The sequence below is a fragment of the Croceicoccus bisphenolivorans genome (genome assembly GCF_001634625.1).
Classification (GTDB): Bacteria; Pseudomonadota; Alphaproteobacteria; order Sphingomonadales; family Sphingomonadaceae; genus Croceicoccus; species Croceicoccus bisphenolivorans.
In genome coordinates, this window is the sequence record NZ_LRSE01000008.1 from 115,023 (window position 1) to 133,056 (window position 18,034).

The window sequence follows — 18,034 nt, forward strand, 5'->3', positions numbered from 1 at the left end:
GTCGTCGTCGGGACCGGCGAGCTTGCGCAAGACCGATTGAGACGAAGAGGAATACGAAACGTGCGTTACGCCTATACGCTCACGACTGCCCTGCTGCTCGGCGGAGCAGCCGTATCGCTGGCCACCGGCTATCCGCTCGTGGCACAGGTTGCCCAGAACGACGGCCCCACCATGGCCCGCGTGGTTCCGCGCGGCGGCGCTCCCGCCAGCTTTGCAGACCTGACCGAACAGCTGCAGCCGGCGGTCGTCAACATCTCGACCCGCCAGCGCGTGCAAGTACAGGGCGGCGGCAACCCGTTTGCGGGCACCCCGTTCGAAGGCCTGTTCGGCGGCCCCGGCGGACAGCCCACCACGCGTGAGGCGCAGTCGCTGGGTTCGGGCTTCATCATGAGCGCGGACGGCTATGTCGTCACGAACAACCACGTCGTTGCAGCACAAGGGCGCGGCGGTTCGATCGAGGCGATTACCGTCACCACGACAGACGGCACCGAATACGATGCCGAACTGATCGGCACCGACGCGCAGTCCGACCTTGCGGTGCTGAAGATCAAAAGCTCCAGGCCCTTCCCCTTCGTGAACTTCGGCGACAGCCGGCAGGCCCGCGTGGGTGACTGGATCATCGCTATCGGTAACCCCTTCGGCCTTGGCGGCACGGTAACGAGCGGGATCATTTCCGCCGTCTATCGCGCAACCGGCGGCGGCGGCGCGTACGACCGCTACCTGCAGACCGACGCGGCGATCAACCGTGGCAACTCCGGCGGTCCGATGTTCGACATGGCTGGCAATGTCATCGGCATCAACAACGCGATCTTCTCGCCCACGGGCGGCAGTGTCGGTATCGGCTTTGCCATTCCGGCAGAAACCGCCGAACCCATCGTCCGCAAGCTGATTTCGGGTGAGGCGATCGAGCGTGGCTATCTGGGCATCCAGATCCAGCCGGTTAGCGAGGATCTCGCCAATTCGCTGGGAATCCCGCACAACCGTGGCGAATTCGTCCAGTCCGTCGTGCCCGATGGCGCTGCGGCCAAGGCGGGCCTGCGCGCAGGCGACGTCGTCGTGAAGGTGGCCGGCAAGGACGTGACGCCCGAACAGACGCTCTCCTACATCGTCGCCAACACCAAGCCCGGCACCCGCATTCCGGTGGAGGTGATCCGCGAAGGCAAGCGCATGACGATCAACGCCACGGTCGCCACGCGGCCGAGCGAGGACGAGCTGGCCCAGAACTTCGCCCCGCAGGACGAGGATCAGGACGGCTTCGCCAACCCGCGCACCGATGGCGACCAGAGCTTCGTTGCCGAAACGCTGGGCCTGTCCGTGACGCCGCTGACCGCCAATATCGCGCGTCAGCTTGGCGTGCCGGACGATACCAAGGGCCTTGTGATCGCGGCTGTCGACGGATCGTCGGACGCGGCGGGCAAGGGCCTGCGGCGCGGCGATATCGTGCTTTCGGCTAATTACCGCGACGTTGCTTCGCTGGCGGAGCTGGAAAGCATCGTTCGCGACGCCAAGAACGATGATCGCAATGCCGTCCTGCTGCGCGTGCAACGTCGCGGGCAGCCCGCACTTTACGTCCCGCTGCGCATGCGCTGACACGGCACGAGATACGGACACAAGAAAGGGCCGCTCCGGATTTGCCGGGGCGGCCCTTTGCTTTTGGCTTTGGCCGCTAGCGGTTGTTCAGTGACTGCTGGATATCGACGACACGCATTCCGCTAGGGCCGGTACGGCGGGCAGGATCGGCTGACGCGCCCTGCTGACGGCCTTGGGGCTGGCGCTGGAGTGCAGGGTCTTCGCGGCCCGTCGCGCGGTCGAGGAAATCCTCGTCAACGGCAGAGGGCGGGGAGGACGGGACAAGGCCATCAGTGCCGACCGTGCCGCGATAATCCTCCACCCGCACGCCCGATCCATCGCGCGGAGGATCGCCGGGACGCCAGCCGTCATCGGGCGGCGGCAGGTATTCGCCGTCGGGGCCGCCGCCATAAGGCTCGATCCGGTTGCCGTTCTCGTCGACGAAGTAGTAGTCGCCGGGTTCGCCGAACCATGCCTCGTCATCCGGCTCAAGCTGCCATGCGGGCAATTTCACTTCCGTGTCGAATTCCTCGACAGGCCGCTTGGCGGTCGCGAACTTCATGTAATCGGCGAACGCGCGGGCGGGCGCGGTGCCGCCTTGCAGGCCCGGCACGCGCTTGGCATCGTCACGCCCCATCCACACGCCGGTCGTCACGCCGCTGGAAAAGCCGAGGAACCAGCCATCCTTGTTGGAAGACGTGGTGCCGGTCTTGCCCGCGACAGGGCGACCGATCTGTGCCGCACGGCCGGTGCCGGTGCTGACTGCGGTCTGCAACAGGTCGGTCATCTGCGCCGCAACATAAGGGGCGACCAGCAGCTGCTCGCGCTTGGCCCGCCGTTCGTACAGCAGTTCGCCGCTTGCCGTGGTGACGCGAGTGATGCCGTATGGCTCTACCGATGTGCCCTTGGCCTGCACGGCGGCAAACGCGCGCGTCAGGTCGATCACGCGCACTTCCGAAGCGCCCAGCACCATCGATGGATAGGTAGAGATCGGCGAAGTGATGCCGAAACGCTGCGCCATGCTGGCGACAGTGCCGAAGCCGACTTCGTCGCCAAGCTGCGCGGCGACGGTGTTCTTGGAATAGGCAAAGGCCGCGCGCACGTCGATCTCGCCCGCATAGCCACCGCCGGAATTGCGCGGGCTCCACCCCTCGATCTCCACCGGCTCGTCAACCACCTTGCTGTCGGGTGTGAACCCGGCTTCCAGCGCGGCGAGATAGACGAACAGCTTCCACGCCGAACCCGGCTGGCGCAGGGCATCGGTCGCGCGGTTGAAATTGCTTTCGACATAGTCCGTGCCGCCCACCATGGCGAGGATCGCGCCATCGCGGTCAAGACTGACGAGCGCGCCCTGCGCCCCCTTGGGCACGTTGTTCTGCACAGCAGTCGTCGCCGCGCGCTGCATGCCAAGGTCGAGCGTGGTCCAGACCTCGATCGGCTCGAACGTTTCGGGCAGGATGAAGTCGAGCTGCGGCAGGACCCAGTCGGTGAAATAACGCACCGAGTTCTGGCCATATTCCGGCTTCAGCTCGATCGTATCCAGATCGACCTTCGCCGCCTCTCCCGCCGAAATGAAGCCCTGCTGCTGCATCAGTGCCAGCACCGTATGCGCGCGGCTGACCGCGGCTTCGGCATCGGCCGTCGGGGAATAGCGCGAAGGCGCCTTCACCAGCCCCGCGATGATCGCCGCCTCGCCCGTCGAAAGCTCTGTCGCGGGGTGGGAGAAGAACAGGCGGCTAGCGGAATCGATGCCGTATGCACCGCCGCCGAAATAGACCTTGTTCAGATAGAGTTCGAGGATCTGCTGCTTCGTGAACTTGCGCTCCAGCGCCAAGGCCAGGATCGCCTCGCGCACCTTGCGGTCGAAGGTCTTGTTGTTGTTGAGGAAGATATTGCGCGCCAGCTGCTGCGTGATGGTGGACCCGCCCTGACGAAACGCGCCCGTTTCCACCCGCACCTTCACTGAACGCAGCACGCCGATCGGATCAACGCCGTAATGGTCGTAGAAGCGCCGGTCTTCCACCGCGACCATCGCGTTGCGCATCGATTCCGGGATCTGGTCGTATTTCAGCCAGCGGCCATAACTCGGCCCGATCGAAACGATCTCGCGCCCGTCGCGGGCATGGACGACGATCGTCTGGCCATGTTCGCTCGCCTTCAGAGAGGAGTAGCTGGGCAGCGAATTCTTCGTCGTCCACACGGCCATGGCCAGCCCGCCCACGGCGAGCAGGCCAAGGAATACGAAAAAGAGAATGATCCGCCTGAGCCAGCGAAAACGCCCCGGCTGCCTTTCGGCCCGCCGCGCGCTTCGCCCACTACCGTTCGACCGTCTGTTCCGGGTCATCGCTGCCTGTCGTTCAGCCCCGGGAGGACGGGGATCGGGTTAAACATGGCCAAAACATGGCCAAGCCAGCCGTAACGCTTGCTGAACGATGGCGATGCGGTCAATCCGCCTACCCGTCCTTTTCCGCTTCGAAATCCAGCGAAGCGCTGTTGATGCAGTAACGCATCCCGCCCGCGGCAGGCGGCCCGTCGGGAAAAACGTGCCCCAGATGGCCGTCGCAATTGGCGCAGCGCACTTCGGTGCGGATCATGCCGTGGGACATGTCGCGATACTCGGTAACGCTGTCGCCCTCGCTCGGCGCGGTGAACGCCGGCCAGCCGCAGCCCGAATTATATTTCGCATCGCTGTCGAACAGCTTCTGCCCGCATCCGGCGCAGTAGTATTCGCCCTCGTCGTAAAACTTGTCGTACTTGCCGGTGAAGGCCCGTTCGGTCCCGGCCTCCCGCAGGATATGGTACTGTTCCGGCGAAAGCTTTTCGCGCCATTCGGCATCGGTCAGCGTAGGCTTGTCAGACATGGTCAATCCTGTGTCAGCGTGTTCTGGTTGCCCGCGATATGGTTAGCGGGCGCCGGTCCGACAAGCAGGATGGACCCTTCGTGGCCGATGACGACAAGCCGCGTGCCGACCGGCGCATCCGCACCGCGTGCCAGCCATTCGCTGTCGCCCAGCCGGACGCGGCCTTCGCCACCCTCGAAAGCCTGCGTGACCACAACGCCCGTTCCCACCAGCCGCGCACCGCGATCGTTGAGAAGGGGGTCCGTCGTTTCGGAGCCGGCATAATCCAGCCATTCGCGCGCGGCGTAGACCGATGCGGCGGCAAAGGCGATGAACGTCACGAGCTGTATCGAGACCGAGATATCGGCAACCGCGGCGACAAGCCCCGTGACGAAAGCCGCCACTGCCAGCCAGATCAGGAAGTAGCCGGGCACGATCATCTCGATCCCGGCCATAACCACCCCGGCAATCAGCCAGAGCCACGATGAGTCGAGATCGGAAAGCCAGTCCATCGCGCGCCGCCCGCCCTCAATCGCCGTAAGTGCGCGGCACGCTGGGCGTGGCAGATCGTTTCGCCGTCACGTTCGCGCCGCCCGGCTGCGCCGCGCCCGCCGGCGGGGTCACCGCATCGCGCACCAGTTCGCCGATCCCGCCAAGCGAGCCGATAAGCTGCGTCGCTTCAACCGGGAAAAGGATGGTCTTGGCATTGGGCGAAGTCGCGAAACCTTCCACCGCCTCGACATATTTTTGCGCGACGAAATAGTTGAGCGCCTGCGTACCCGAAGAGGCGATGGCTTCGGAAACGACGCGGGTCGCCTCTGCTTCTGCCTGCGCTTCGCGTTCGCGCGCCTCGGCATCGCGGAAGGCCGATTCCTTCCGGCCCTCGGCCTCAAGGATGCGGGCCTGCTTCTGCCCTTCGGCACGCAGGATTTCGGATGCACGGCTGCCTTCGGCCTCAAGGATCTGGGCGCGCTTCTCGCGCTCCGCCTTCATCTGGCGGGCCATGGCGTCGGAAATGTCGCGCGGCGGGCGGATGTCCATGATTTCCACACGCGTGACTTTTACGCCCCACGGCGAAGTCGCATGGTCCACCACGGAAAGCAGGCGCGCGTTGATGTCGTCGCGCTTGGACAATGTCTCGTCGAGATCCATCGACCCCATCACCGTGCGCAGGTTCGTGGTCGTAAGCGCCTGGATCGCACCGCGCAGGCCCGACACCTCGTAAGCCGCCTTGCCCGCGTCCAGCACCTGGAAAAACACGACCGCGTCGACCCCGACCATCGCGTTGTCCTTGGTAATGATCTCCTGCCCCGGAATGTCGAGCAGCTGTTCCATCATGTTGATCTTGTGCCCCACCCGGTCGATCAGCGGTACGATGATGTGCAGCCCCGGATTGGCCGGCTTCACGAAACGGCCCATGCGTTCGATCGTGTAGACGTAGCCCTGCCGCACGACACGCACGCTGGAAAACAGGAAAATGCCCAGCAGGACAATCAAGGCATACAGAAAGATATCCATCACGACCCCCGATTACGCATTCAAACCGGGCACCCCCTGCGCCCGCTGCGGCCGTCTTTTGCCGCGACGCGGTTAATAATGCGTCTTTTCTTCCGGTTTGGCCAGTTCGAAGCAGGTGCCGATGTCATAACGCTGCACCCCGCCGAGCAGCGCGGCGACCTTGGCGACGCTGTCGGCCTCCATCGCCAGCACGGCATCGGCGTCGGCCTGCGTGCGGCCCTGTTCGGTTGCCTCGCGACGGGTGCGGGCCTCAAGCACTGTCGCCAAAGTCAGCAGGTCCTTGGCACGGTCGGTCAGTCCCTCCGCCCCGTGCACCTCTTCGTAGGACAGGCGCAGGATCGCGGCGCACTGCGGCAGGTTCGGCTGCTGTAGCGGCGGTACTTCGGCGTCGAGCAGCGCAAGACACGGCCCCATCACTGCGGCCAGAACGCCGTCGGCATCGCCGTCGGCCACAGCTTGCGTCTGCAACGTGGTGGCCGCATCCCGCATCGCCGTGGCGACATCCGCCTCGCTCCACCCAGCATCGATCAGGCTGCTGCCGGTCTGCACCATGTATTCCCGCCCGCGCCAGCCCAGTGGCGGATAGTCAACCGCCCTGCCGCGCTGCTGTTCGCCGGCGACGATGGCAAAGGCGGCAGAGCACCTGACGGCAGCGCGATCGGCGGCGGAAATCGCCCGATCTGCAGATGCAGGCGGCGTTTGCGCTGCCCCGGCAAGCAACGCGGCAGCAATGATGGTGTGCGGTAAGAGACTGAACATTGAAAGCTTTCTGCATCGTGAACACATGCAGGTCAAACCCGCCCACCTACTGACACATGTGTTATATCCCGATCGTAAATATGAGGCTATCAAGACCGCATCATGGCTTATGGAAACAGGGACAATCGCGGCGGCGTCGGGGATCCGGTCTTGCTGCACGACAAACGGCTCGAAGCGCTCGCCGAATACGAAGTCCTGGACAGCGAGGCGGAGCGCAGCTTCGACGATATCGCCTTCATCGCCAAAAGCGTGTGCCAGACACCGGTCGCCCTCGTCAGCCTGGTCGAGGAAGACCGGCAGTGGTTCAAGGCGCGCATCGGGTTCGAGGCATGCGAAACCCCGATCGAGCAGTCGGTCTGCCGCCACGGCCTTGTCAGCCGCGATTTACTGGTCATCCCCGACCTGACAGCCGATCCGCGCACCCGCGACAATCCGCTCGTGCTGACCGATCCCAATATCCGCTTCTATGCCGGCGCACCGTTGGTCACGCCGATAGGAACGGCGATCGGCATGCTTTGCGTGATCGATGTTGCGCCCCGCCCCGAAGGCCTGACACCGGAGCAGCAGAGAGCGCTTTCCGGGCTCGCCAACCAGGTCATTACGCAACTGGAACTGCGCAAAGCCTTGCGCGAAAAAGAAGCGCGCCTACGCGAAGAGCAGGAGGAAGCCACGATCCTGCGCCGCGCGATGGACCGGCTGCAGATGGCGGAAGAGGCAGGTGAAATCGGTGCCTACGAAGCGGATTTCGCAAGCCGGACGATAACGGTCAGCCGCGAATTCTGCCGCATTTACGGAATCGAGCCGCGTCAGGCCATCGCCATCGAGGAACTGAATTCCCGCGTACCCGGGACCGCCGAAATCGACGCGGTGATAACAGGAGCCACGGATTTCGGACGCGGCGAATTCAAAATCGAACGCGCCAACGACGGATGCGAACGCTGGATCGATATACGCGCACGGTACCTCCGCGACGATGCCGGCAATCGTACCGGCGTGACGGGCGTCGTCAGCGACGTGACCGACCAGCGCGCCATCAACGAGGAAATCTCGCACCGGCTGAAGAACACGATGGCGCTGGTGCAGGCGATCGCGGGACACACGCTGCGCCACATCGCCGATCCGGAACCGGTGCAGGAATTCAACCGGCGGGTTTCCGCGCTTGCCACCGCGCACGACATTCTGCTTTCCCGCACCAGCGCGGTCGCCTTTTTCCACGAAGTGGCCGATGGCGTGCTGGCGCGGCTGTCGGTGGACGACAGGGTCGAAATTGCCGGACGCAACGTGGAATTGTCGTCGCGTGCCGTGCTGGTCCTTTCCATGCTGCTGCACGAACTTGGCACCAATGCCATGAAGTACGGCTCGCTCTCAGCCGATGGCGGCAAGGTCACACTCGACACGACGATCGAAACGCGCGAGGATGGCGAGTGGCTGATGATCGAGTGGCGCGAAACCGGCGGGCCAGCGGCGCAACCGCCTGAAAAACTCGGCCTTGGCACCCGCCTCATCCAGCGCGGACTTGCGCCCGATGGCCAGACCGACCTCAGCTACGATGCCGCAGGGTTCTGTGCGGTGATTGCCTCGCCGGTCTCGCAAATCCGCGCCTGATCGCAACCGGTGCCCGGTCAGGCGCGGGGCGCTTGCCGGCGGTAACTGAGCGCTTCGGCAATGTGGATACGGCCCACGTTGTTCGCACCGGCCAGATCCGCAATCGTGCGCGCAACACGCAATATCCGCACATAGCCGCGCGCGGACAAGCGCATCGCATCTGCCGCCTGCATCAGCAGCTTGCGCCCCTCTTCATCCGGCTGCGCGTGGGTATCCAGCAGATCGCCGTCGAGATCGGCATTCGTTCGCGCCTGCGTCCCTTCCAGCCGCCGGGTCTGCAAGTCGCGGGCACGGGCGACACGAACGGCGACGGCTTCGCTCCCCTCGGCAGGGGGCGGTAGGGCAAGATCGCGTGCCGATACCGGATCGACTTCCACATGCAGGTCGATGCGGTCGGGTATTGGAGGGAAATCAAGCGATGATCTGCAGTTTCGCACTGATGGCGGGCGGTTCGTTTTGAGTGGCGTGAAGTGACTCGACGGGGCGTGGTAGCGGAGGTGCGAGTTCATCAAGCTCCCTGACGCGGCGATTGCCGTTCAGGATCGCTGCTATCGGGTGATCGTAGCCGAGGAGGGCTTCGCTCGATCCCCCCGACAGGTGCTCCCGTTATCAGGCTGTTCACCTTAAACGAAGTTTAAGCGATGAAAAATATGATGAAAATGTAAGGCAGGTCTTTTTTCTTGCTTCAAAGGCGGCCATGCTCTGAATCGCTGGTTCTCACACCGACAGAGTATGCGTATCACCGACACAGGGGGCAAGACGCGCGATGAGTTTCTTAAAGGCATTATTCTCAAGGAAGTTCCAAGACGAGTCTTACATCGAACACTGGATCGAAAAACTTGCTCACCGTGAGGACCCATGCGAATATCTGCGTGAGGTTAGCTTCGACTCCGTCGCCCAGTTTATGACCGATAGGCGCGCTCGTGTTCTGTCCACCGGTGAACCGTATCCGGATGAAAGCAACTTATACCGACTATCACTCCGTGGTCGATATTACGATGTGATGGCAACCCGTTCATTCGACCGGGCTGGCGTTTTGCTCACCTCGGAGTTTAGTGAGACCCTATAGGCTTTGCTCAATGGCGGTTGAGCGCGATGAATGATGGTGCAGCCTTCGAGCTTACGGCACACCGTCGGAAGCCGGAATCCAGTCGCCAGTCTGGTTGTCGAAATCAAGGGTCATCACAGGCCCGCCGCCGACGGGAAAAACTTCCACAAAGATTCGGCCCGTTTTATCAGAGGATGCGTCTGCTCGGGCCTTTGCATCCGCGAGGCTTGAGCATCGAATGACCTCTCGATTTCCGAGCGTTAATAAAACCAATTCCGACACGATGAGAGCCTCAATCACTCAACACTAATAAATCCAAATCGGCTATGCGGCGCAAGCAGGCAGCAGAGTGTCAATTATTGTGATGCCAGCGCTCGATAGACACTTGTCCTGCCAATGCCCAACAGCCCGGCGATCTCCGTGGGCCTCAAACCTTGCCCATGCAGTCGCCTGACCGTAGAGTAGTCGATGCTGGGCGAGCGCCCTTTATACCGCCCTTCTTGCTTGGCGCGGGCGATGCCTTCCGCCTGCCGTTCAGCCCGCAAATCGGTTTCAAAGGCGGCAACCGCACCGAGGATCGATAGCGTGAGCTTTCCGGTCGGCGTCGTGGTATCGACGCCACTCTGGGCAAGGCATCGAAAGCCGACGCCCTTCGCTTCCAAAGTAGCGAGCAGGTTGTGGAGGTCTTGTGTCGAACGCGCGAAGCGGTCGAGGCGCGATACAACGACGATGTCACCAGCGCGCGCGGCCTTGATGGCGTCGCGAAGAGCTTCGCGATCCGTCGCCTGCCGACCGGACTTCTTCTCGCTGTAGATTTGATCGCAACCAGCCGCACGGAGCGCTCCCTCCTGAACAGTGAGGTCCTGCCCCGTACTGCTAACCCTCGCATAGCCGATCAACATCAATCTGTTCCGTATAAGCTTAAGACTCTACTGGGATGTTCCGAAAGGATCGCTATGTCAAGCCATTCGGAACAAATTAGAATGCAGAAGCTCCTTCCATTTAGGTATACCCTTTCAAGTCATCCTCTTATTTGGGTATAAGAAGCCATTGCCCTGTGATGAGGGCTTCGGCGGCTGGTGGTGAACCGAGAGCATCCCTTCCCGCGTTGGCGCAACAACGGATCGGAATGCGCGGTGCGCCGCTCGATCAGGCGTCGAACGGCAGGAACATGATGCGGTCTGCGCTATCGATGTCCGTGAAATACTTGGTCGAGTAAGACAGCCATCCTTCGGCATCGGTGATCCTTTCGACGACGCTGGTGCCGCCAACGATCCGCGCCGCCCAAGGATTGAGCCGCTTCGGATTGATGGTGATGTCGGCGGTCAGGGGGCGAAACAGCCCCTCGAAGTCTGTCCAGCGGTTAGGCGCAACGCGGAATACTGCATGGATGTGCCCGACCAGCGGGAGCCCCTCCATGATGCCCGCTGCTTCTGTGCGCAAATGGCGCTTTGATGCGGTGTTATAACGCGGACCTAACAATGCCTGATCGACATCGCGATGGAAGCGGGTGAAGGCGCTGCGCAAGAACTCCGCCGTCGTCCGCTCGGTGCGATGATTGGGCTTGAGGGTTACGGCGTGCGTGTAACCCTGATCACCAAGAAACTCGACCCACGCCTGTCGAGTGTCAGCCGTAGATAGCGGCATCATGACGGCTTAATGTTAGCCAGCGCGTTGTTGGCGCTCTGAATCGCATTGTTGGCGCTGCGCACCGTGTCCTGATACTTGTAAGCGGCGCTCGTCTTGCGTTTCTGCGCAGCGTTGCGCTTTTCATGCGCAGCGCGCCGTTTTTCGGCGGCTCGGCGGTGACGCTCGGCGGGGGTGAGTTCTTCGATAAGTTCATAATATCGCATGTCTGTATTTATACTATTTGGGTAATATTATCAACATCCATTGATCATCTCACACCCTCGACTTCGTTCGCAATATTCATTTGCGCAATCCCAGAAATTCTTTTGGTTCTATATGGAGAAACGACCTTCTATTTTCGAGTGAAAAGAGATTTCTGTGTCGGCCATTTAGCCTGTTTGGGGCGTGGTCTATGCCGCCTTTTGATTTCGCCTGATGAAGCGGTCGATCACTTCCTGTTGTTCACTGGACGCCCCGACACTTTTCCGTTGCGGATGGACGAGATCAAGATAGCCCACGCGACCATTGCGCCAAATGTGAATGACTGCCATCTCGCCGAGCAGTCTCACTGTGACGATGCCGCGCCGGTCGTCGAAATCCGCCCGTTCAACAATATCCTGTAAAGCAGCCTTGGCCCGCGAACGGGCCTGATACCGTTCTTCCGGGTCGTCGTTTTCCATCATCCCGCGAATTTCGCTGACACGGCGCACATGCTCTGCGGGTGATACCTTGCCCCGTGCCGTCGCCAGATTTTCTTCTGCTTGCTCCAACGCGGCTTTTGCCGCGGTGCTTTCCTTTCCCCGCTCGCCGACTATCACCGCTTGCGCTTCGGCAGCTTCCTCATCATCGATGTTGTTCGCCACCATGAGCGCGCGCTTCAATCTTGCTGCCGCGTCTTTCGCATCGCGTCGAGCCGCGAACACCGCCATCTCAAGCTCTGCGCAACCGTCATCAACTGCAAAGTGCTGATCGTCCATCGCTCGCTCAAGCAAAGCATCGAGTAGCGGGGTTTCAATTCGTTGATAGGACCAGCCCAAGGAATGATCGCAAGTCTTCGTCCGCTTGTTGCCCGAGCAATAGAGAAAGTAGTGTTGGTGCTTCTCGCCCTTCTTGTTGATCCGAACCCGTGCGCTGCCCATCGCATCCATCTTCGCCCCGCACCGCCCGCACCGAGCTTTCGGACCAAACAAGTTGCTTACCGCACGCCCCTTGCCCTGCGCCCGCATCTGCGCATCGAGACGGCCATCGTTAGCTTTGTCGAAGGTCGCACGGTCGATGAGTTGCGGATAGATCATGACGGGTTCACCGATTGGCTTGCGCTCACCGCCGCGCGGATGCGTGTGCGGTTGCCAATAGCCCATGACAGCCGGGTTGTTCAGAATGCGTCCGACATAAGTGCCGGTCCAATATTTCGCCTTCCGTTTGCCCCGCCCCCAAGTATTGAAAGCGGGATCGGTCTTCATCAGTTCGTTAAACTGCCGAGCAGTGGTTTCCTTGCCGATACCTTTTAGCCGGTTCGCGAAAATCATTTTCACGAGCCGTTCGCGCTCTTTAAGCACGACGAACGCACCATTTTCGATTTCCAGCCAGTGGGGGCAATGGTGCTTCGCCGGAAGCACCTCACCCGCCGCGAGCTTGTCGCGCTTCTGTTGCCACGCCGCGCCGACCCGTTCGGCCTTTTTCTTTGATTCATGGTGTGACCCGAAGGCGGTGATGAGCACGGTCATCAATCCCGCTATGTTGTTGGTCATCATGTCATGGTCGATGATCTGTCCCGACTTCGCCACTTCGATGGTGAGGCCAAGGCCAAGAACAGGACCGAGCCAGCCCAACATCGTCACCGCGTCTTGGCGCGATAGGCGGTCCAGTTCCTCAACCGTCAAAATCGTTTCGGCGGGATCGATCTCACCCGTGCGAAGCTCGGCAACGAATTTCGCGAGATTTCCAGATTTGATGTTCGCGCCCGTGTAAGCGGACTTGCCGGAATCGACGATTGGCTTGGTTGAAATTACCCGTCCAAGTCGTTCATTGTAACTGACGCAATTGGTTATTTGTCGTTCGAGAGTGCTTCCAGTGGCCTGTTCGTGAGTTGACCATCGCGCATAGATGTAAACTAATTTCGTCTTCATGAGACCACTCTACCAACTGGGTTGAATGGTCCGCAATATTGTCGAGCAGCGGACCTGAAACACGGCTCTGATAATCGGCCGCGCACTTCGGCGCGCGGGAGCAAGCGAGCGCCGGATCGCCCAGATGCCCGCAGCGGCACGGATTCATTGCCGCCACCAGCTGCACATTGGCTGGGAATGTTACGTGCGCATTGGCCCGCGCCACACTGACCTCGCGCGTTTCGAGCGGCTGGCGCAGCGAATCGAGTACGGCACGCTGGAACTCCGGCAGTTCGTCGAGGAAGAGGACGCCGAGATGGGCAAGGCTGACCTCCCCCGGCTTCACCTTCAGCCCGCCCCCCGTCAGCGCCGCCATCGATGCGGAATGATGCGGGCTGCGGAAAGGGCGCGCGCGGCTGATGCGCCCGTCCTCCAGCAGTCCGGCCACGGATTGCACCATGCTCGCCTCCAGGGCCTCGGCACTGGTCAGGGGCGGCAGGATGCCCGGCAGGCAGGACGCGAGCAGCGACTTACCGGCACCGGGTGGCCCGATCATCAGCAGGTTATGCCCGCCCGCCGCCGCGATCTCCAGCGCGCGCTTTGCGGTTTCCTGTCCCTTCACCTGTTTCAGGTCGGCAGACGGCGGAGGAGTATCCACGCCCCCGGGGCCGGGCGCAGGCAATTGCTGCGTGCCTTTCAGGTGGTTGAGCAGACTGATCAGGTCAGGCGCAGCCACCACGGCATCGCCGCCCGCCCACGCCGCTTCCGCCCCTTGCGCCGCCGGACAGATCAGGCGCTTACCCTCGTTAGCGGCGTGCATCGCGGCCAGCAGGGCGCCCGGCGTCGCCGCGATCCGCCCGTCGAGCGCAAGTTCGCCCACGACGACGCATTCGCCCAGTTGCTCGGCATCGGTCACGCCCATTGCCGCCAGCAACGACAGCGCGACCGGCAGGTCGTAGTGGGAACCTTCCTTGGGCAGGTCGGCGGGGGAGAGGTTGACGGTAATCCGCTTGGGCGGCAGCGCCAGCCCCATAGCGGCCAGCGCGGCGCGCACGCGTTCGCGGCTTTCCCCGACCGCCTTGTCGGCAAGTCCGACGACGTTGAATGCGGGCAGTCCCGGTGCCAACTGGCACTGGACTTCCACGCTGCGCGCCTCCAGCCCGAGATAGGCCACGGTGCGGACCAATGCGACCATGTCTTTGATACGACCCCAGAATTTTCTGCAATGCCGTCATGCCCATCGGGGATCACCCTGTCGAGAGGGACTATGCGCACGATGCACAGCCGCTTGACTCGCGGCCTGCTTGCCCGTAACGGCACGCCCACACAGGCGGTCGCCCATGTTCGGCGGCCCTTTTTCGTTAGTTTCTTGAGGAATTCGCCATGAAGCGCACTTTCCAGCCGAGCAACCTCGTGCGCAAGCGTCGCCACGGTTTCCGCGCCCGCCTCGCCACCCCCGGTGGTCGCAAGGTCCTGCGCGCCCGTCGTGCACGCGGCCGCAAGAAGTTGAGCGCCTGATTGTTTGAGGGTCGAACGACGTTCGACCCGCTCAATCGCCGGTGCAATCCTTCGGATTGTCGGGCTCTCCACGCCAATAAGGCGCGACGGCCATTCGGCCTTGCGGGCTGCCCTCACGGGCAGCCCGAAGTCGTTTCCTGCCTGTATCGATAGTGGCGCGGGGCGCGTAGCGACTCCCGCAAGGCCGAACGGCCACCGCCGCTTATTGCGACGGAGCCAAGCGGTCCGGATGGACCGCGCCCGGCGTTTGAGGGACTCAAACAAAAACCCTAACATATCGCCATGACGCACCCGCTCGCCTCGAAACCTCAAGTCATCCGCAAGCGGGCGGACTTTCTTGCCGCGAACAAGGGCCTGCGGGTCGCGCGGCCCGGTTTCGTGCTGCTTGCCCGCCCCAACGGGCTGGAGGGCGATCCGATGCGTTACGGCATTACCGTCACCAAGCGAATCGGCAACGCAGTCGTGCGCAACCGGATGAAGCGGCGTTTTCGCGAACTGCTCTGGTCCGCACTGCCCGAACACGGTCTTCCCGGACACGATCATATCCTGATCGGACGCGAAGGCGGGATCGAGCGGGACTTTGCCAGGCTGGGCGAGGAACTGGCGATGGCGCTGACCCGCGCGCGGGAGGGCAAGGGCGATCCGCCGCGCGCCCGCCGGCCCCGCTCCGGCCAGCCCCGCGAAAGGAAACCGCGCGCATGAAGTGGATCCTGATCGCCATCGCGCGCCTGTGGCAGATCGGCCCGTCGGCAATCCTGCCCCCGTCATGCCGCTACAGCCCGTCATGTTCGCAATACGCGATAGAGGCGCTGAAGAAGTACGGCGCGATTAAGGGTGGCTGGCTTGCGACCAAGCGGCTATTGCGCTGCCACCCTTGGGGAGGGCATGGGCACGATCCGGTGCCCTGACCGGCATCGGCCGGCCGACTTGGACTTGAAATTACCAAAGGTTTCTAGGTGGAAAACAGTCAGCGCAACATGATTACGGCAGTGGTGCTGATCGCACTGCTGATGCTCGGCTGGGAGCTGGGCCTGAACTATTTCTACCCGCAGCCCGAACAGCCGGTCGCCGCCGCGACCGAAGCGGCCCCCGCAAGCGAGGAGCAGGCGAAGGTCAAGCATACCCGCGAAGGCGGCCTGACCGATCCGGCGGCCATCGCCGAGGAAGAGGCGGATCTGGACCAATCGCTGGGCAGCAAGGACCGCATCGCCATCGATTCGCCCGAAGTGCTCGGCTCGATCAATCCCGTCGGCGCGAAGATCGACGATCTGACACTGAAGACCCATCGCCAGACGGTCGAGAAGGATTCCGGCCCTGTCCGCCTGTTCTCGCCCGCCGGTACGCCCGCGCAGCAGTTCGCGCAGTTCGGCTTCGTCGGCGACAACGTCCGCCTCCCCGGCCTCGACACCGCATGGCAGACAGAAGGCGGCCCGCTCGCTCCCGGCAAGCCGGTTACGCTGAAGTGGAGCAACGGTGAGGGGCTGACTTTCTCGATCCTGTTCGAGATCGACGAACATTACATGATCACGGCGACCCAGACGGTCGCGAACACCGGCGACAGCTCTGTTGCGGTAAAGCCGTTCGCGCTGGTCAACCGCACCAGCAACACCGCCAGTGTCGATACGTGGACCGTGCATTCAGGGCCCATCGGCGCCTTCGACGGTTCGGTCAGCTTCGGCAACGACTATGACGACGTTGCAGAAAAGGGCACGATCGGCGGACTGGGCGCGGCAGAATGGATCGGGTTCACCGACATCTACTGGCTCTCCGCCCTCATCCCGCAGGAAGGTGCGAAGACGACCACCGACTTCCGCTCGCTGGGCGATGCCAGGTTCCGCGCCGACGTCATCTATGACGCGATGACCGTCCCTGCAGGCAAGCAGGTTTCGCGCACCACGCAACTTTTCGCCGGTGCGAAGGAAAGCCGTGTGCTCGACATGTACGAGGATGGCGGCATCACCCACTTCGGCCTCGCCATCGACTGGGGCTGGTTTCGCTGGTTCGAAAAGCCGATCTTCTGGCTGCTGACCCGCCTGTTCGAGATCGTCGGCAACTTCGGCGTCGCGATCATCCTGCTGACCGTCATCGTGCGCGGAGTCATGTTCCCCATCGCCCAGCGCCAGTTCGCGTCCATGGCCGCGATGAAGGCGGTGCAGCCCAAGATGAAGGCGCTGCAGGAGCGGTACAAGGACGACAAGCAGATGCTCCAATCCAAGATGATGGAGCTCTACCGCGAGGAAAAGGTGAACCCGCTGGCCGGCTGCCTGCCGATGTTCCTGCAGATTCCAGTGTTCTTTGCACTGTATAAGGTACTGATGCTGGCGATCGAAATGCGCCACCAGCCCTTCATCCTGTGGATCAGGGACCTTTCCGCCCCCGATCCGCTGCACATCCTGAACCTGTTCGGCCTGCTGGATTTCAACCCGCCCGGCTTCCTTGCCATCGGCGTGCTCGCGATTCTGCTGGGCATCACGATGTGGCTGCAGTTCAAGCTGAACCCGGCGCAGATGGATCCGGCCCAGCAGCAGATCTTCATGCTGATGCCGTGGTTCATGATGTTCATCATGGCGCCGTTCGCGGCCGGCCTGCTGATCTACTGGATCACGTCCAACCTGCTGACCATCGGCCAGCAAAAGCTGCTCTATTCGCGCCACCCGCAGTTGAAAGCATCTGCGGCGGAGGACATGAAGGAAAAGCTGAAGACCGACCTCGCCAGGGAAAAGGCCGAGAAGAACGGCAAGGCAAAGGGCTGACGTGGAAGAGACACTTCCCGAAGACCCCGGTCAGGCCCTCTACGAGGAACGTGCGCGCAAGCTCTTTTCCGGGCCGGTGACGTTCCTGCTATCGGCCCCGCAGCTGAAGTTCCTTCCCGATCCGATCGTGCCGGAAATCGCGTTCGCGGGCCGGTCAAACGTCGGCAAGTCATCGCTGCTGAATGCGTTGACGGGGCGCAAGGCGATTGCGCGCACCTCCGTCACGCCGGGGCGCACGCAAGAACTGAACTACTTCAACGTCGGCGGTTCGGAGGATGGCGAAACCCCGCCGGAATTCCGGCTGGTCGACATGCCCGGCTACGGCTTTGCCAAGGCACCGCCCGCCGTCGTGAAGAAGTGGCGCTTCCTCGTGAACGACTTCCTGCGCGGGCGTCAGGTGCTGAAGCGCTGCCTGCTGCTGATCGACGCGCGCCACGGGATCAAGCCGGTGGATGCCGAGATCATGGAAATGATGGACATGGCCGGCGTGTCATACCGCGTCGTCCTGACGAAAGCGGACAAGGTCAAGGCGAGCGAACTTGCCGCGACACTGGCGAAGACCGAGGCCGCCGCCCGCAAGCACGCGGGCGCCTATCCGGAGATTTCGGTCACAAGCTCCGAAAAGGGCATGGGCATAGACGAACTGCGCGGCTTCGTGCTGCAAAGCGCGGAAAGCTGAGCCGAGCG

Annotated in this window: 16 protein-coding genes and 2 pseudogenes; 7 read left to right on the forward strand and 11 right to left on the reverse strand. The window is 62.4% G+C overall.

Annotation, left to right across the window (positions count from 1 at the left end; translation table 11 throughout):
• The first annotated feature begins 60 nt into the window (after positions 1–60).
• Entirely contained in the window at positions 61–1,590 is a 1,530-nt protein-coding gene (locus tag A7A77_RS10640; protein ID WP_245638449.1) for a Do family serine endopeptidase, read from the forward strand.
• Between the two features lie 76 nt (positions 1,591–1,666).
• On the opposite strand, the gene A7A77_RS10645 is transcribed toward A7A77_RS10640, so the two are convergent.
• The 5 genes from A7A77_RS10645 to A7A77_RS10665 all read right to left on the reverse strand — a co-directional run bounded on the left by A7A77_RS10645 (position 1,667) and on the right by A7A77_RS10665 (position 6,686).
• Positions 1,667–3,913 (reverse strand): transglycosylase domain-containing protein, encoded by a 2,247-nt coding sequence (locus A7A77_RS10645; RefSeq protein ID WP_066557472.1) that lies wholly within the window; start codon positions 3,911–3,913, stop codon positions 1,667–1,669.
• Between the two features lie 109 nt (positions 3,914–4,022).
• Positions 4,023–4,430, reverse strand: a complete 408-nt coding sequence (gene msrB, locus A7A77_RS10650) for a peptide-methionine (R)-S-oxide reductase MsrB (RefSeq protein ID WP_066557475.1) — start codon at positions 4,428–4,430, stop codon at positions 4,023–4,025.
• Between the two features lie 2 nt (positions 4,431–4,432).
• Positions 4,433–4,921, reverse strand: coding sequence for an NfeD family protein (locus tag A7A77_RS10655; protein WP_066557477.1), 489 nt, complete (start codon positions 4,919–4,921; stop codon positions 4,433–4,435).
• 16 nt (positions 4,922–4,937) lie between these two features.
• Positions 4,938–5,927, reverse strand: a complete 990-nt coding sequence (locus A7A77_RS10660; RefSeq protein ID WP_066557485.1) for an SPFH domain-containing protein — start codon at positions 5,925–5,927, stop codon at positions 4,938–4,940.
• Between the two features lie 72 nt (positions 5,928–5,999).
• Entirely contained in the window at positions 6,000–6,686 is a 687-nt protein-coding gene (locus A7A77_RS10665) for a hypothetical protein (RefSeq protein WP_066557487.1), read from the reverse strand.
• 102 nt (positions 6,687–6,788) lie between these two features.
• On the opposite strand from A7A77_RS10665, the gene A7A77_RS10670 reads away from it, so the two are divergent.
• Positions 6,789–8,291 carry a sensor histidine kinase gene (locus A7A77_RS10670; protein WP_066557490.1) on the forward strand — a complete coding sequence of 501 codons (1,503 nt, stop codon included), beginning with the start codon at positions 6,789–6,791 and terminating at the stop codon, positions 8,289–8,291.
• Between the two features lie 17 nt (positions 8,292–8,308).
• Here A7A77_RS10670 and A7A77_RS10675 read toward each other — a convergent pair.
• The 6 genes and pseudogenes from A7A77_RS10675 to A7A77_RS10705 form a co-directional block, all read right to left on the reverse strand.
• Positions 8,309–8,695, reverse strand: a pseudogene (locus A7A77_RS10675) (magnesium chelatase subunit ChlI family protein); the annotation flags it as partial.
• 1,000 nt (positions 8,696–9,695) lie between these two features.
• Positions 9,696–10,241: a recombinase family protein gene (locus tag A7A77_RS10685; RefSeq protein ID WP_066557498.1), complete on the reverse strand. Its 546-nt coding sequence runs from the start codon at positions 10,239–10,241 to the stop codon at positions 9,696–9,698.
• A gap of 247 nt (positions 10,242–10,488) precedes the next feature.
• Positions 10,489–10,989, reverse strand: coding sequence for a hypothetical protein (locus A7A77_RS10690; RefSeq protein WP_066557500.1), 501 nt, complete (start codon positions 10,987–10,989; stop codon positions 10,489–10,491).
• A complete protein-coding gene (locus tag A7A77_RS10695) occupies positions 10,986–11,192 on the reverse strand; it encodes a hypothetical protein (RefSeq protein WP_066557503.1) in 207 nt (68 codons plus the stop codon). The genes A7A77_RS10690 and A7A77_RS10695 overlap by 4 nt, the downstream gene beginning before the upstream one ends.
• 186 nt (positions 11,193–11,378) lie before the next feature.
• Positions 11,379–13,097, reverse strand: a complete 1,719-nt coding sequence (locus A7A77_RS10700; protein WP_082836058.1) for a recombinase family protein — start codon at positions 13,095–13,097, stop codon at positions 11,379–11,381.
• A gap of 25 nt (positions 13,098–13,122) precedes the next feature.
• Positions 13,123–14,271 (reverse strand): annotated as a pseudogene (locus tag A7A77_RS10705) (YifB family Mg chelatase-like AAA ATPase); the annotation flags it as partial.
• Positions 14,272–14,459: 188 nt separating this feature from the next.
• Here A7A77_RS10705 and rpmH point away from each other — a divergent pair.
• From rpmH to yihA, 5 genes are all read left to right on the forward strand, one after another.
• On the forward strand, positions 14,460–14,594 hold the full coding sequence (gene rpmH / locus A7A77_RS10710; RefSeq protein WP_066557510.1) for a 50S ribosomal protein L34: 135 nt from the start codon (positions 14,460–14,462) through the stop codon (positions 14,592–14,594).
• A 282-nt stretch (positions 14,595–14,876) separates the two neighbouring features.
• Positions 14,877–15,296: a ribonuclease P protein component gene (gene rnpA, locus A7A77_RS10715; RefSeq protein WP_066557514.1), complete on the forward strand. Its 420-nt coding sequence runs from the start codon at positions 14,877–14,879 to the stop codon at positions 15,294–15,296.
• The gene (gene yidD, locus A7A77_RS17475) at positions 15,293–15,502 is read left to right on the forward strand and encodes a membrane protein insertion efficiency factor YidD (protein WP_082836059.1); all 210 of its coding nucleotides are present in this window, start codon (positions 15,293–15,295) and stop codon (positions 15,500–15,502) included. The genes rnpA and yidD overlap by 4 nt, the downstream gene beginning before the upstream one ends.
• 48 nt (positions 15,503–15,550) lie before the next feature.
• Positions 15,551–17,347, forward strand: coding sequence for a membrane protein insertase YidC (gene yidC / locus A7A77_RS10720; protein WP_066557517.1), 1,797 nt, complete (start codon positions 15,551–15,553; stop codon positions 17,345–17,347).
• Between the two features lies 1 nt (position 17,348).
• Entirely contained in the window at positions 17,349–18,026 is a 678-nt protein-coding gene (gene yihA / locus A7A77_RS10725; protein WP_066557519.1) for a ribosome biogenesis GTP-binding protein YihA/YsxC, read from the forward strand.
• The last annotated feature ends 8 nt before the right edge of the window (positions 18,027–18,034 follow it).